The 15558-nt window shown below is 66.0% G+C and carries 11 protein-coding genes and 1 tRNA gene; 4 read left to right on the top strand and 8 right to left on the bottom strand.

What is annotated here, in order from left to right; all coding sequences use genetic code 11:
- Positions 1–46: 46 nt before the first annotated feature.
- The 3 genes from dnaG to TK90_RS01265 all read left to right on the top strand — a co-directional run bounded on the left by dnaG (position 47) and on the right by TK90_RS01265 (position 4293).
- A complete protein-coding gene (gene dnaG / locus TK90_RS01275) occupies positions 47–1831 on the top strand; it encodes a DNA primase (RefSeq protein WP_012981678.1) in 1785 nt (594 codons plus the stop codon).
- A gap of 200 nt (positions 1832–2031) precedes the next feature.
- Positions 2032–3921, top strand: a complete 1890-nt coding sequence (rpoD, locus tag TK90_RS01270) for an RNA polymerase sigma factor RpoD (RefSeq protein WP_012981677.1) — start codon at positions 2032–2034, stop codon at positions 3919–3921.
- A 295-nt stretch (positions 3922–4216) separates the two neighbouring features.
- A tRNA-Ile gene (locus TK90_RS01265) sits at positions 4217–4293 on the top strand.
- Between the two features lie 65 nt (positions 4294–4358).
- Here the strand turns inward: TK90_RS01265 and TK90_RS01260 are convergent.
- A complete protein-coding gene (locus tag TK90_RS01260) occupies positions 4359–5360 on the bottom strand; it encodes a hypothetical protein (protein WP_148216239.1) in 1002 nt (333 codons plus the stop codon).
- A 323-nt stretch (positions 5361–5683) separates the two neighbouring features.
- Between TK90_RS01260 and TK90_RS01250 the strand changes: the two genes are divergently transcribed.
- Positions 5684–6855 (top strand): IS3 family transposase gene (locus tag TK90_RS01250; protein WP_148216238.1). Its coding sequence is split into 2 segments (ribosomal slippage): positions 5684–5942 and positions 5942–6855, totalling 1173 coding nucleotides; the frame shifts between segments, so codons are not numbered across the junction.
- Positions 6856–6869: 14 nt separating this feature from the next.
- On the opposite strand, the gene TK90_RS01245 is transcribed toward TK90_RS01250, so the two are convergent.
- From TK90_RS01245 to TK90_RS01215, 7 genes are all read right to left on the bottom strand, one after another.
- Positions 6870–7298 (bottom strand): hypothetical protein, encoded by a 429-nt coding sequence (locus TK90_RS01245; RefSeq protein WP_012981673.1) that lies wholly within the window; start codon positions 7296–7298, stop codon positions 6870–6872.
- A 678-nt stretch (positions 7299–7976) separates the two neighbouring features.
- Positions 7977–8684: a hypothetical protein gene (locus TK90_RS01240; RefSeq protein ID WP_012981671.1), complete on the bottom strand. Its 708-nt coding sequence runs from the start codon at positions 8682–8684 to the stop codon at positions 7977–7979.
- A gap of 19 nt (positions 8685–8703) precedes the next feature.
- Positions 8704–11973, bottom strand: coding sequence for an LAGLIDADG family homing endonuclease (locus tag TK90_RS01235; protein WP_012981670.1), 3270 nt, complete (start codon positions 11971–11973; stop codon positions 8704–8706).
- A gap of 101 nt (positions 11974–12074) precedes the next feature.
- The gene (locus TK90_RS01230; RefSeq protein ID WP_026148211.1) at positions 12075–12794 is read right to left on the bottom strand and encodes a 2OG-Fe(II) oxygenase; all 720 of its coding nucleotides are present in this window, start codon (positions 12792–12794) and stop codon (positions 12075–12077) included.
- Between the two features lie 118 nt (positions 12795–12912).
- Entirely contained in the window at positions 12913–13695 is a 783-nt protein-coding gene (locus TK90_RS01225) for a molybdopterin-binding protein (RefSeq protein WP_012981668.1), read from the bottom strand.
- Positions 13696–13701: 6 nt separating this feature from the next.
- The gene (hemH, locus tag TK90_RS01220; RefSeq protein ID WP_012981667.1) at positions 13702–14796 is read right to left on the bottom strand and encodes a ferrochelatase; all 1095 of its coding nucleotides are present in this window, start codon (positions 14794–14796) and stop codon (positions 13702–13704) included.
- Between the two features lie 109 nt (positions 14797–14905).
- The gene (locus TK90_RS01215) at positions 14906–15487 is read right to left on the bottom strand and encodes an HNH endonuclease (RefSeq protein WP_012981666.1); all 582 of its coding nucleotides are present in this window, start codon (positions 15485–15487) and stop codon (positions 14906–14908) included.
- Between the last annotated feature and the right edge of the window lie 71 nt (positions 15488–15558).

The following is a 15558-nucleotide window of genomic DNA, read 5'->3' as shown; positions in this document are numbered from 1 at the left end:
GCGAACCTGACGACGAGCACACCCCCGAGGAATAGCCGGCGACACCATGGCAGGTCTCATCCCCCAGGCATTCATCGACGAGTTGCTTGAGCGCAGCGACATCGTCGAGGTGATCCAGCGCCGCGTGAGCCTGAAGAAGGCCGGGCGCGAGTTCGCCGCCTGCTGTCCGTTCCACGGCGAGAAGACGCCGTCGTTCTATGTCTCGCCGCAAAAGCAGTTCTACCACTGCTTCGGCTGCGGGGCACACGGCACCGCCATCAGCTTCCTGATGGAGTACGAGAACCTGAGCTTCCCCGAGGCGGTCGAGCAGCTGGCCGAGCAGGCCGGACTCGAGGTCCCGCGCGAGGCCGGAGGGGACGACAAACGCGAGGCTCACGCGCCGCTGTATGAGGCCCTGAACGCGGCGGCCGAATACTACGTGCAGCAGCTGCGCCAGACGCCGAAGGCCGTCGAGTACCTGAAGAACCGTGGCATCGACGGCAACACCGCCCGCGACTACCAGATCGGCTGGGCCCCGCCCTCGGGCCTGATCGAGGCACTCCAGCCACGCTTCAGCCCGCAGCAGCTGGTGGATGCCGGCCTGGCCGCACGGCGCGACGACGGCGGCATCCGCGAACGCTTTCGCGCGCGCATCATGTTCCCGATCCGCGACCGGCGCGGGCGCATCACCGGCTTCGGCGGGCGCCTGATCGAGGACGGCGAGCCGAAGTACCTGAACAGCCCGGAGAGCGAGGTATTCCACAAGGGACAGACCATCTACGGCCTGTTCGAGGCGCGCAAGGCCGGCACCCGGCTGGATGACATCGTCGTGGTCGAGGGCTACATGGACGTGGTCGGGCTGGCGCGCGCCGGTTTTCGGCGCGCGGTGGCCTGCATGGGCACCGCCCTGACCCGCGCCCACCTGGACAGCCTGTTCCGCCAGGTCTCGCGCATCACCCTGTGTTTCGATGGCGACGCCGCCGGGCGCCGGGCGGCCTGGCGCTCGCTGGCCGAGGCCCTGCCCGCGATCCAGGGCCTGCGCGAGGTGCGCGTACTGTTCCTGCCCGAGGGCGACGACCCCGACAGCCTGGTCCTCCGCGATGGCCTCGCCGGCTGGGAAGGGCGGCTGGCCGCTGCCCTGCCCCTGTCCGAGACGCTTGTCCGGCTACTGCGCGAGGAACACCCGACCGACACCGCCGAAGGCCGCACCCGCTTCGCGCATGCCGCGATGAAGCTGGTCGCCACCACCCGTGACCCGCTGTTCCGCGACCAGCTGGTCGAGCGTGTCGCCCAGGAGACCCACCTGAGCCCGGAGCGGCTGGGCGAGCAACTGCGCGAGGCCGAGGACGGGAACGTCCGTGCGACGGGCCCGGCCTCCGGACCCTCGGACATTCCCGAGGCACCATCCGCCGAGCCGGCGGGCGCCGCGCGGGAGACACCCTCCGCCCTGTGGGGGGCGCTGCTTGCACGTATCCTGCAGCACCCCGAGCTCGAGTGGTCCCAGTCCGAACTGGCCGACCTCACGGCCTTCCCCGGCACCGCCGCGCAAACGCTGGGCAAGCTGCTGGAGGCCCTGCAAGAGCGCCCCGGCTGCAGCAGCGCCCATCTGCTGGAACGCTTCCGTGATGATCGCCACTTCAACCGCCTGCAGGCCCTGGCCGCCCGGGAACTTGGCGATGGCGACCCGAAGGTGACCCAACAGGTGGCCATGGACTGTGCCCGCCAGCTCCTGCTGCAGCAGGCACGCACGCGGATTCGTGAACTCACTCGCGCAGACGGCGGGCTCGCTACGGAACAACGCGAGGAACTCGCGCGTCTTACTGCATTACTGCAGAAGACAAACACCGGTTAGGCTCCCCCGAAGTGCGCCCATCGAAGGCCGTAACTCATTGAAATCGAAAAACCTGCCCCCAGATCTCTTGTCGGGATTTCCGCGACCCGGCAGAGGGTTTGGCGGGCGAATCCCGGCAATATAAGAATCTTCTGCTACAATGTAGGATTGATTTTTCTACGACCCATTCAGCGACCCAGGCACCTCGGAGTACGACGTCCATGAACCGTGAAGAGCAACAATCCCAGCTCAAGGAACTGATTGCCAAGGGCAAGGAGCAGGGATACCTCACGTATACCGAGGTCAACGACCACCTGCCCGACTCGATCATCGACTCCGACCAGGTCGAGGACATCATTGCGATGATCAACGACATGGGCATCGCGGTGCACGAGCAGGCCCCGGACGCCGACAGCCTGCTGTTGTCCGATGGCTCCGTCTCCGCCGACGAGGACGCCGAAGACGCCGTGGCCGCGCTCGCCTCGGCCGATTCCGATTTCGGTCGCACCACCGACCCCGTGCGCATGTACATGCGCGAGATGGGCACGGTCGAACTGCTGACCCGCGAAGGCGAGATCCGCATCGCCAAGCGTATCGAAGAGGGCCTGATGCAGGTCCTGTTCGCGCTCGCCCATCACCCGGGCGCGATCGAACACCTGATCCGCGAGTACGACCAGATCGTCGAGAACAACGGCCGTCTGACCGATCTCGTGGTCTCCTTCATCGACCCGAAGAACCCGCTGGATGGCGAAGCCGTCGCGCGCGGGCTGGTCTCCCCGGAAGACGCCCAGAAGGCCGAGGAAGCCCAGAAGGCCGCGGCCGCCGAGGCCTCGCCGGAGCTGGACGCGATCGTGGAAGAGGTCGAAGACGCCGAGGAAGAAGACGCCGAACCGGTGGACACCGGCCCCGACCCGGAAGAGGCGCGCGAGCGCTTCAACAAGCTGCGCAAGCTGCACGCCAAGGCGCACAAGGCCTTCGAAAAGGGCGACCGCAAGGCCTACGCCACCGCGCGCGAGGCCACCGCCAAGTACTTCATGGAGTTCAAGCTGGTGCCGCGCATGGTGGACCAGCTGACCACCAAGCTGCACGGCACCATCGACCGCATCCGCAGCCATGAGCGCCGCATCATGGAACTGGCCGTGAACCAGGCGCAGATGCCGCGCAAGTCGTTCATCGACAGCTTCCCGAAGAACGAGACCAACCTCGACTGGATCAAGCAGGCCTGCAAGGCCAAGGGCAAGTACACCACTGCCCTGGCCGAGCACGAGGACGAGATCGTGCGCCTGCAGAAGAAACTCGCCGAGATCGAACACGAGGCCAGCCTGAACATCTCCGAGATCAAGGAGATCAACCGCCGCATGTCCATCGGCGAGGCCAAGGCCCGCCGCGCGAAGAAGGAGATGGTCGAGGCCAACCTGCGCCTGGTGATCTCCATCGCCAAGAAGTACACCAACCGCGGCCTGCAGTTCCTCGACCTGATCCAGGAAGGCAACATCGGCCTGATGAAGGCCGTGGACAAGTTCGAATACCGTCGCGGCTACAAGTTCTCGACCTACGCCACCTGGTGGATTCGCCAGGCCATCACCCGCTCCATCGCGGACCAGGCCCGGACCATCCGCATCCCGGTGCACATGATCGAGACGATCAACAAGCTCAACCGCGTCTCCCGCCAGATGCTGCAGGAGATGGGCCGCGAGGCCACGCCGGAAGAGCTGGCCGAACGCATGGAGATGCCCGAGGACAAGATCCGCAAGGTGCTCAAGATCTCCAAGGAACCGATCTCCATGGAGACCCCGATCGGCGACGACGAAGACTCCCACCTGGGCGACTTCATCGAAGACGAGAAGGTCGCCTCGCCATCCGACTCCGCCGCGCGCGAGAGCCTGTCCGAGGCCACCCGCGAGATCCTGTCCACGCTGACCCCGCGCGAGGCCAAGGTCCTGCGCATGCGCTTCGGCATCGACATGAACACCGACCACACCCTCGAGGAAGTCGGCAAGCAGTTCGACGTCACCCGCGAGCGCATCCGCCAGATCGAGGCCAAGGCCCTGCGCAAGCTGCGTCACCCGACCCGCGCCGAACTGCTGCGCACCTACACCGACGCCGAATAACCGGCGTCCCGGCCGAACGGCCGGAACCTGCCCTGCCGATGCGGCGCCATCTCTCCCTTTCCGGGTAGAATGGCGCCGCAGTCGTTTGTACCCTCCCCGAATACGGGCCTGTAGCTCAGTTGGTTAGAGCAGTCGACTCATAATCCCTTGATGGACAAGGACGAAAGCAGAAATAACGTAGACAATTCAGCGCCTTGCAGACGCTCAAGGCGGATCGAAACGATGGGGCGCGCCGCTGGGAAGCAGATGGGAAGCAGCTTCCAGGAACGGCACGAAATGCCCCGCAGACAGTTCAGGGCCTATAGCTCAACTGGTTAGAGCAGCAGACTCATAATCTGTTGGTTCCAGGTTCAAGTCCTGGTGGGCCCACCACCTTCACGCCCCGGCGGCTTCGGCTTCCGGGGCTTTTTCGTTGTGGCTGGCGTGACGGGTAGCCCTCATTCGCCCGGCTTGCTGTCCACTTCGTACAGGTGCTTTCCCTTCACCGGGGCGCCCTGGTCGCCCTTCACGATGGTGGGCTGAATCCAGACCAGCCGGTGTTGCCTTCGCTCCGGGCCGTGGGCCTGGTTTCGCCAGTGTCCGCGCCTCCAGTGCGGGGAAACCTCGCCGCCGCCACGAACAGCCGCCGCGCCCTGGATGGAATCCCCAAGGAACTGGATTCGTCGGAAGCCTTGAGCCTTGGCCTTGCTCAGCACGCGGTCCCTTTGTTTGCGACTGGTGGCGCTGGCGTACTTGCGGGCTATGGTCTTTGGGGTGTCGTCGGAAAATCGTTCGTTGACCTCCCGGTGCGGTGAGCCCAGGTAGCAAAGCGCGTTCATCAGAAGGCGCGTCGCGGCCGGGAAGGCGGGCTCCCATTGGGTGTAGACCTCCCGCAGGTGATCCACGCGGGTGAAGTCCCGCTGGGCGTCTTGGATGGACTGGCCGACAGTCATTCCCGGTTCGCCACCCAGGACGAACTCCAGTTGTTCATCGGCGGCCATGAACCGCGCGACAGGCAACGGCTCGGCATAGTCCAAACCTGGATCCGCAGCCGTGAAACAGATCATCAGGACTTCCCCGTCTTGCACGTAGGCGCCGTCGATGTAGCGGCCCCGGCTTGGTAGCTGTAAGCCATCCACCTGGCCGAAGTGCAGGTAGAACGCATCGAAGGGCAGCCGCAACTGGTCGACGGCTATCTGGTCCACGTCGGTCTTCGTGAACATGTCGGCCAGCGCGGGCTGGATATGGAAGATGTTCTCGCCGTTGGTCAGGGAGGACTGGTAGGCGCCGAATACCATTTCCTGGTGCTGTCCCCATTGGTCCGGGTCTGCTGGCACGGTGGGGTGCGGGTCAGCCTCGATCAGCCGGCGGGCTACTTCCCCGAAAACTGTACTTGCCAGCAGGCCGCCAAGTTCTTCGCGGTCGCCGCCGCTATGCCCATAGAACTGGTCGGCGGTCATCTCGAACGCCGGCCGCATGTGCTTGGCGTAACGGACCGGGTGGTACTGGAATGTTGGTTTCCCCATGCGTCCCCCTGGTGTCTTTCTGGTTCTCGTTCTGGGGCCAGTCTAGCAACCATTGCGCCCCCTTCGGCCATGAATCCACCCCTGTTCTCAACCCCTTGGCTGCCGCTCAGCCGCCCCGGTTCCCTTCCCAAATCCCGGGGTCAAACCTTGCCTTTTGTCCCCGAAACAGTCTTTCAACGCCGGGCCGTGCTGTGCTGGTCTAATGTTGGTGGACACCTCGATCGGTGGAATGATGAGGATCTGATCGAGGAGACGATATGGGACGCAGGAATTTTGATCCGGAGTATAAGCTTCGGGTTGCCCGGATGGTGGTGGACGAGGGCCAGGGTGTGCCGCAGGTGGTGCGGGATACGGGGGTCGGCGAGACGGCGGTCCGGCGCTGGGTCGAGCAGCTCAAGGCGGATCGATCCGGCGAGGCGGGTGATGGTCGCCCCCTGACGCCGGAGCAACGCCGGATCCGGGAGCTGGAGGAAGAGAACCGCCGACTGCGAGAGGACAAGGCCCTACTAAAAAAGGCTTCGGCCTTCTTCGCCCGGGAACTGCTGTGATGGTTCGCTGCATCACGACGCTGGCGAAGAAGGCTCCGGTGAAGCGGGTGTGTGATCTGCTGGAGGTGAACCGGTCGGGCTACTACGCGGCGCAGACGCGCCGCCGGCGGCCGCGCCAGCCGTGTGCACTGGAGGCACGGGTCAAGGAGGCGTTCGAGCAGTCGGAATGGACCTACGGCAGCCGCCGTGTGCAGGCCGCCCTGCGTTCGGACGGTGTGACGGTGGGCCGCTACCGGGTCCGCCGTCTGATGCGGGAACAGGGCCTGCGCCCGGTCTGGAAGCGGGCGTTCGTCGTGACCACCCAGCGGGATGCGACCGCGCCGGTGGTGGAAAACCACCTGGACCGGCAGTTCCAGCCATCGCGCCCGAACGCGGCCTGGGTGACGGATATCACCTACATCCGGACCCGCACCGGCTGGACGTATCTGGCGGCGGTGCTGGACCTGTTCAACCGCAAGGTGGTGGGCTGGTCCATGAGCCGAAGGCTGGATGCCGAGTTGGCCTGCAGTGCGCTACGCATGGCGCTGCAGAGCCGGCAACCCGAGCCGGGGCTGCTGGTGCACTCCGACCAGGGCTGTCAGTACACCAGCGACGCCTGGCGGCGTCTGCTGGTGCAGCACGGCGCCCGGGCCAGCATGAGCCGGCGGGGTAACTGCTGGGACAATGCGGTGGCCGAGCGCTTCTTCCTGAACCTGAAGACGGAGCGCGTCTGGCGACGGGACTATGCCAATCACGGCGAGGCCACCCGGGACATCACCGACTACATCGTCGGCTTCTACAACGAGCGCCGAAGGCACTCAACCCTGGGCTACCTGTCGCCCAACGCCTACGAGCGAAAATGGACAGCCGAACCTCCTATCGAGGTGTCCGAAATCGCTTGACCACTACATGCCGCTCAGGCCGTCTCGGCGGTGACGAGGCCGCGCTGGAGGTCGACGGTGATCCGCTGACCCTCGATGACGGTGGCGCAAGCCAGCAGGAAGATTTCCACGAACTCGTTGCGCTCCTCCTCCGGCATCTCCGAGGAGGCACTGGAGGCATTGAAGGTGCCGAACATGGTGTCGTGGGCGCCGGCCGAGTACAGGATCAGCCGCTGCATGGCGGCCTGGTCGTCCGGCGATGGCGCAGCGGTATCCAGGACCGGCTCGTCCAACTTCTGCTTGATCGTGGAATAGAGATGGAACAGGTATTCCGCCGCGCTCTGGCGGCCCCGCCGATCCTGCAGGGTGAAGTTGGCCGAAACCGCCTCGCCACTGCGAGCACGCAGGACGATGTGCTTCGGCTCGGGCTGATCGTCGGCGTACGGATTCAGTATATGGGCCACGAGGTCTCCCGCAGGGTGTGGACGAATGGCGGGCCAGAGTACGAGACCGCCGTCGAGATTTCCATGGCGCCCCGTGCCAGCCGAGTGGCTGCCCACTCTGGTGAATGCGGGAATGGGCTCCACCTTCGGATTTAGCAGGCCAACGGGACGCGCAGAACTGTTCTAGACTCGGTTAGACGGCGGAAATGTGGCTCATGGTGTCCTCCGTCTGGATGTGCTCGATTCCGATATGCCCTTCGCGTCCGCTGCATCATGCCGGGATGCGTGAGACCTGATCCAGCTATTAGCGACGGGAAATATCGGGATATGATCACAAGGTGGTGGGCATATACCGAAAAAGGTAGATCCACCGAACGTGGCAAAAAACAACAGGGGGTATCGAATGCGGGTTCTCGTTTTAGCTGCGATAGCAGCCCTTATGAGCGTTCCAGCGCTCGCGGCACCAGCACCAATGACCGCGGTGGTGATCGATGCGAGCAGCACCGTCAATCACGGAGGTGGCTGTCGGAAAAGCTCGCCCCCAGGCCAGTGCTGTCACCGAGACAACTCCACGGGAACGGTTCATTGTCATTGAGCTGGCTTTTGCCCTCGACCACCACCCCTTTACGATCGGTTGTGATACTCAGTGAGTGCAGGGCACAACCGCATCATTTACTCCAATTCAATCCAAGCTTAGAGCTAGCACTTGGAGTAACCACAGTCGCGGCAGGTGGGGCAACCGTCGACAATCTCGAGGTGGTCGCCGCACTGTGGGCAGAGGGACGCGCCCATCGGCATGGACTGCGGCAACTCCAAAGTGGGCATATCAGGAGGCCGAGCGGTCCGAGCGTTGTCGCGGTAGGTGGCGGCCAAGTCGCGTAGCGGGCGCGGGTGGCCGTCCGGGTCGAGGAAGCCGCGCCGCTGTAGGATCTGTTGCAGGGCGTGGGCGATGGCGGCGACCTCGGAGGGATGGTAGAGAGGCTTGCCGTAGTCGTTGGTGCCGCTGCGGACCGGGCCGCGGTCCCAGGTGACCTTGCGCAGGTCGCGCAGGGCGCGGGCGGCGTAGCCCCCGCGGGCCGCCAGCGACAGGCTGCGCATGGTGGCGGAGATCCACTGGTAGGACTCGGAGTGCTGCCCGGTGGGCAGGAAGAACTCGATCGGGCGCTCGATGGTGACGCGCTCGCCGCTGACCGTGCCGGAGACGGCTACGAAGCTGACCACCAGATAGACCGTCTGCGGCCCGCCCTGGGTCCAGTAGCGCACCTTCTCGGTGACCGACTCGAGCTCGCCCTCGGGGCGCGACGGGATGCGCTTGCCCAGCGGGTGGTCGTCACCGCCGGACGCGCCCTCGCCCTGCGGGGCATCCGAGCGGCGAAAGGCGATGATGGGCTGGTCGATCCGGTGCATCGTGTCCTCCCCGACGGCCTCAGACGTCGTCGTAGTAGCCCTCGTCCAGCGCGGCGAAGAGATTCGCGGCGGTGTGGATCTGTCCTTCGTATTCCACCTCTTCGTCGCCGCGCAGGGTCAGCTCCCGGCCGTCCGTCAGGGTAAAGGTGTACCAGGTGCTGCGCAGGCGTTCCGGGTCCACCAGCACGCCCATCTGCGCCTGCGGATTCGGCCGGTAGGTGGTGCAACCCTTGAGCCCCGCGCGCCAGGCCTGCAGGTAGACCTCTTTAAACCCCTCGAACGGGATATCGCTCGGGACGTTGAGCGTCTTGGAGATGGCCGAGTCCACCCACGGTTGCGCGGCCGCCTGCATGCGGATATGGGCGTCCACGCCGACGCGTTCCGCGGTGATCGCGTTAGCGGGCAGATCCTCCGGGCCCGCCTCGGGATCCACCAGCGCCCGGTAGGCCAGCAGCTCGTACGAGTAGCAATCCACCGCCTCGCGGGTGCGCCGCCCCGGGCGACGGATGTTGCGCGTGGTGTGGTGGAGAAAGGTCGGCTCGATGCCGTTGCTCGCATTATTGGCGACCGAAAAGCTGATGGTGCCGGTGGGCGCGATGGAGGTGGCGTGGGTAAAGCGCGCGCCCTCCTCGGCCAGCGCCGCGACCAGCGCCGGGTCCTGCACGGCGACGTGCTGCATGTAGGGGCTGAAGCGGGCGTGCAGTTCGCGCCCCTTCAGCACGTCGCCCACCTGGTAGCCGGCCTCGGCGAGAGCCGGCTGCCGCCGCAGCATGTCCGCGGTCAGCGTGAAACCCTCGTCCATGATCGGCGCCGGGCCCTTCTCGCGCGCCAGCTCCAGGCCGGCCCGCCAGCTCGCCAGCGCCAGGCGGCGACAGACCTCCGCGGTGAAGCCAGCAGCCGACTCCGAACCGTAGGTCTCCCCCAGCATCGCCAGCGCCGAACCGAGCCCGAGGATGCCCATGCCGTGGCGGCGCTTGCGCAGCATCTCGGCGCGCTGCTCTGGCAGCGGCAACCCGGAGATGTCCGCAACATTGTCCAGCATGCGCGTGAACACGCGCACCACCCGCTCGAAGCGTTCCCAGTCGAAGGCGGTGTCGGCGCTGAACGGCGCGGACACGAATCGGGTCAGGTTCACCGAGCCCAGCAGGCAGGCCCCGTCCGGCGGCAGCGGCTGCTCGCCGCAGTTGTGCGCACACAAACCGTTAGCATCAAATGCGTGCACATCTGGAACAGACACATCAAAAACTTCTTCAATCCCGCCGGGTTCGATCTTCGTAACCCGTGCGACGAAACGCTCACGGTTCAGGCCGCGCTTGTATCGGGCCAGGGCTTGTTCCAGACGTCGTTTCTTGTCCGTGTCCGCGAAGCCGACTTGCTGGAGAAAGCGTTGGAGGTTCTCACCTCTGACGATCAGCTCGTGCTGCGCTTTGATCGCATACTCCTTAGCGCCGCCGTTACCGTCTGGCAGGTGGCGCATCCCGGCCGAACGGCGGTTCCTGTAGATTGATGACGCAATCCCCAGCCTCAGAAGCATCCGTTGTACGGCTTCCAAACGCGACATATCAGACTGTGAGAGGCGAACGCTGACACCCTTCTGCTGACCGCCCTGAACGGAACCATCAGCGTCGAACATCCCCCGGAGAAATCCTCGACAAAACTCGCTTGAAGCTTGCTCCATAGCCGGAGTAACCGACTTCGCGCCCGGCCCCATGCCAACTTCTTCTGCCAGAGACTTTAGGGCAGCCAGGCTAAGCCTGAATTCGTTCCGGCCAGCCACTTCCTGCCATCCTGAAAAATCACTGCGATGTGGCAAGGTCCGGGCAGACCTCATTACCTCTTCCATAATCCCTTCCACCCCCGCCGGGGAAACCGCATCGGGACTGGTGCCAACAACAGCGGCCAGCTTCCAAACCGATAGCACCGCCTTGTCGTTCTTGAGGGTGCCGTCACCGACCAACATACCCAGCAAGTAACCTTGCTCATGGGTGTATTCACCAGGCCACTCGGCGTGGGCGCGATGGTCGTTGAGCAACACCCGATCGCCTTCGCGCAGCCGCGCCGCCGCACACCATTCTGTTTCCGTGACATAACGTGTGTAGCGGGTAACGCGACGCAACCGGTGATCGGCCGTCAGTTTCAACTGATAACCCTCAGCAGTAGCCAATCGAACGACCTGCTTTGCCCCAGTCGGGACGAAACCTTGTTCGCCCGTTGTGTAGTCTCGGCCATCAACCCTCACGCGGAATTGCTGTCCCAACAGATCTCGCACCTGACGCGGCCCGATAGACGTGTGGATCCATGTGTCTGCCGTAACGCAGGGGTTGGTGGCGCGGATCACCTCGTCGAACCAGGCGTTGTTCTGGCGGTTGACCTGATCGATCAGGATGACGCCGGGTTCGCCGACGTCATAGGTGCTGCGCATCAGGGTTTCCCACAGCTCGCGGGCGCGCACGCGGCGACAGACACGGCAGGCGACCCGGCCCTGGTCGTCGACGCGGTAGCCGTCCTCGACCACCGGCCAGTCGCGATAGACGAGATCGGATGCGGGCACCCCGTCCTGTTCCACGGGCAGCAGCGGGAAGGCCAGCGCCCATTCGTCGTCGCGCTCCACGGCCTCCAAAAAGGCATCGCGCACCAGCACGGACAGGTTGAACTGGGTCAGCCGCCCCTTGCGGCGCTTGGCAAGGATGAAGCGCTCGATATCCGGGTGGCCGATGTCCAGTGTCGCCATCTGCGCCCCGCGGCGGCCGCCGGCCGCGCCGATGGTGCGGCAGGTCTGGTCGAAGATCTGCATGAACGCGACCGGGCCGTTGGTCGGGGCCCCGGCGCCCGCGACCAGCGCACCCTTCGGGCGCAGGGTGCTGAAGTCGTAGCCGATCCCGGCCCCGGCCTTGAGCGTCAGCCCGGCGACGGTATTGGCATCCAGGATGGCCTGCAGCGAATCGCGAATCGTGCGCGAGACGGTGCAGTTGATCAGCGTGGTCTGCGGCTTGTGCGCCTCGGCCCCGGCATTGGCCAGGATCCGCCCGGCCGGGATGGCACCGTTGTCCAGCGCCCAGCGGAACTCGCGCTCGATCGGCGCGCGCTGGTCCGGCGCCTCGACGGCCGCCAGCGCACGCGCAACGCGGTCGAACATCGCCTCCATCGAGGCGTCCACCGGCTCGCCGTGCGCATCGCGCAATTGATAGCGCTCGGCCCAGATGGAATACGACGAGGGTTGCAGCGACACGTCCGGAGAGGTGCCCTGAATAGATATCACATTGTCATGCGATTGCCAGCTGTCGCCCATGGTGGCCCGCCGCTCCGCGTTCGGTCCCGGGCTTCCGATAGCCCTTCATCCGATCATGGGCGCCGGTGGCGAGTGCTGCAACACAGCCCCACCAGCCTCCGTCAAAAACGGTCGAGACTGGCGAGCGGACCTGACAGGTCGCGCACACGCATCCAGGAGGCGATGCTGGCGCGCCAGCGGCGGGTGGGCAGCACCGCGTGCGGCACGCTCTGGCTGAGAAACATCACCAGCGTGCCGGCCGTCGGCTGGATACGCTGGCATTCGCGGCCCGCATCGTCATAGATCGCGAGCTGGCCACCGTCCTGCTCTTGCCAGTCGCGGTTCAGGTAGAACACCAGCGACAGCCGGCGGCAGTTGCCGGCCTGAAAGGCATCCACATGCCGGGCGTAATGGGTGCCGGGCGGGTACAGGGCAAAGTGCGATTCGGTTTCGAACAGTCCCGGGATCAGGGTGCGGCCCACCTGCAGCCGGATCGCGTCCAGGCGCTCCATGAACGCCTGCTGCGCCGGGCTGGCACCGTCCAGCCAGTGGATCCAGTCACCGCGGGTGGCCCGGTCATGGTGGCGCTCGCCCCCTCGGCCGATGCGCGCCTGCGCCAGCTGCGCGGCATCGCGCAGGGCGTAGACCTCGTCGCGCAGCGCATCGACGCTCTCCGCAGGCAGGAAGTCGGGCCAGACGCACCGCTGATCGTGCACCAATGCATCCAGCCAGCCCTCCGGCTCGCAGGCTTCGGGAACCCGGGATTCGACGCCGACTGGCGCGCGGGCCGGGGGCCTCTCGGCAGGGTCCGACCACTCGGGGCCGGGAACGGGCAGATTCACGTGCGGGGTCTTCCATTCGGACCGCCCAAGCGGCACACAGGCGGATGCCTGCAAGCCAGCAATATACCCCGCCCGGCTCGCCGCGCAAGCACTTTCGGCGGGGTCTGCCCAAACCGCGTCAGTGGCCCAGGAAACCGCCGGCGATCAGGTGCTGACGCAGCGCGGCCTGTCCCTCGGTGACACGGGCGCGGGGGCCGCGCAGGCCCAGTTCGACCTGCGGGGCCTGGCGGTCCATCCGCGGCAGGCAGGAGATGCGCAGATCGGGGAATGCCGCCTCCATGGCCTCAAGCACCGGGACCAGGCGGCTCTCGGTCACGTTCTCGAGCACCAGGACCTCCTCGACCGAGCCGGCGGCGGCATCGCGCCCGGGGAAACGCTGGTCCAGCACCCAGCGCACCATCGGTTCGGCCATGACCGGGAATCCGGGCACGCAGTGATGCCGCCCGCAGCTAAGCCCCGGGATGCCGTTGACCGGATTCGGGATCAGGCTGGCCCCTTCCGGCAGTTCGGCCATGCGCACGCGGTGCGGCCAGGCCTCTGCGCCAAAGCGTTCCTCGAGGATGGCCATGAAATCCGGGTGCGGCCGCAGGGGAAGACCAAGCGCCTTGGCCAGGCAGGCGCGGGTGCGATCGTCCGGTGTGGCGCCGATCCCGCCAAAGCTGAACACCTCCGCCCCGGTCGCCAGGGTCTCGCGAAAGGTCTGCGTCAGGCGGCCGGCGTGGTCCCCGACGATACGGATCCAGGCCAGCTCCAGCCCCTTCTCCGCCAGGGCCGCGGTGAGGTGTTCCTGGTGCCGATCCCGGCGCTTCCCGCTGAGCAGCTCGTCGCCGATGATCACGGCACCGATCTCGGTATCGCCGGGTGCCTCCTCGACTCGCCCAGGCGCGGTGGTCTCGTCCATCGCGGCCTACTGCTGCGCACCCAGGGCCAGCGCCCGCTCACGGGCGGAGGCGCGCGCCTCGAAGGCGTTGTCCGGGTCGTCCAGCCACGGGGCGATGTGCTGGCGGGCCAGTCCGGCCAGGAAGTCGAGGTGGTCGGCGCGGTCGTTCAGCGCCGGGATGTAATGGAAACGCTCGCCACCGGCCTTGAGGAAGATTTCGCGGTTCTCGTCGCCGATCTCCTCGATGGTCTCCAGGCAGTCGGCCGAGAAGCCGGGGCAGATCACGTCCACTGAACGCACGCCCTCCTTGGGCAGCGCCTTCATGGTCTTGTCGGTATAGGGCTTCAGCCATTCCTCGCGGCCGAAACGCGACTGGAAGGTGACCTGCCACTGATCGTCGTTCAGGCCCAGCCTGGCCGCCAGTTTCTGGCCGGTGGCATGGCACAGGCAGTGGTACGGGTCGCCCTTCAGCAGGTAGCGTTTCGGGATACCGTGGAACGACATCACCAGGCGGTCCGCCCGGCCGTGCGCATTCCAGTGCTCGCGCACGCTGCTGGCCAGGGCCTCGATGTAACCGGGCTCGGCGTCGTAGGAGGCGACGAACTGGAGATCCGGAACCCAGCGCCAGCCCTTCAGAACATCCGCCACCGCATCGAAGGTGGAGCCGCTGGTGCTCCCCGAGTACTGCGGATAAAGGGGCAGCACGATCACGCGGCGAACACCCTGGCGGCGCAGCTCGTCCAGACCCGCCTCGATGGAGGGATTGCCGTAGCGCATACCCAGCGCGACCGGGACCTCGTCGCCGACCTGTTCGGCCAGACGGTTGCGCACGCCCTCGACCTGACGCCGCGAGATGGCCAGCAGCGGCGAGCCGTCGTCGGTCCAGACGGTGGCGTACTTGGCGGCCGAGCGGCGCGGGCGGATGTTCAGGATGATGCCGTTGAGGATCAGCCACCACAGCGGGCGCGGGAACTCGACCACGCGCGGGTCCCAGAGGAATTCCTTCAGATAACGCTTGAGTGCCGGGGCGGTGGGCTCGTCCGGCGTCCCGAGGTTGGTCAGCAGCACGCCCGCCTTGCGCGGCTGGCCATGGCGGTAGTCCGCTTCTCCGAAGTACTTCATGGTGCTCCCTGCGGCAATAGAGGATGGATGACTCCTGTCGGAGTCACGCCCGTTGGGTTGGCTCCCTGCCAAGGATAGCGCGAGCCGCGCACGGGGCGCGCGGGTGCGGTCAGCCGAGGCGGCCGCGCAGGGGGCTGGTCCGGGGGAAGTGCGCCAGCAGGAACTCCATCTGGTCGGCCAGCACCCGCTTGCCTTTCAGGTAGATGTATTCCGCGTGGGTGGGCGTGAACGGGATCGCCAGCAGCTGCATGCCGGCCTGCTCGGGGGTGCGGCCGGCCTTGTGGTTATTGCAGCGCTTGCAGGCGGTCACCACGTTGTTCCAGGTATCGGCCCCGTTCTGGCTGATCGGGGTGACGTGGTCGCGCGAGAGATCGCGCTCGTAAAAGTGCTGGCCGCAGTACAGGCACAGATGCGCGTCGCGGCGAAACAGCGTGGTGTTGTTGAGCGGCGGGATATAGTGATTGAAGCGGGACTGGCGGGTGCCGAAGGTGGCGATGATCGAGTTGACCTCGACCCGGGACTGCAGCCCGGTGCGGGCGTTGATGCCCCCGCGCACGCGATACAGCAGACTCCCGCAGGCGTAGGCGACCTGCTCGGTGTAGTAGAGGCGCACGGCCTGTTCCAGGCCGATCCATTCCAGTGGCATACCCGCGGCGTCCGTACGCAGGACCTGATGCTCGGTCGGCAACATGACCTCGTCCCGTCTCCAAGGAAACACGGATTTGCTCACGCGGAACTTGAGCAGGCCCGACGCCGCCGGGC

This window comes from Thioalkalivibrio sp. K90mix (assembly GCF_000025545.1).
GTDB lineage: Bacteria > Pseudomonadota > Gammaproteobacteria > Ectothiorhodospirales > Ectothiorhodospiraceae > Thioalkalivibrio.
The sequence above is the reverse complement of the archived record's forward strand: the minus strand, read 5'-3'. Positions and strand labels throughout refer to the sequence as shown.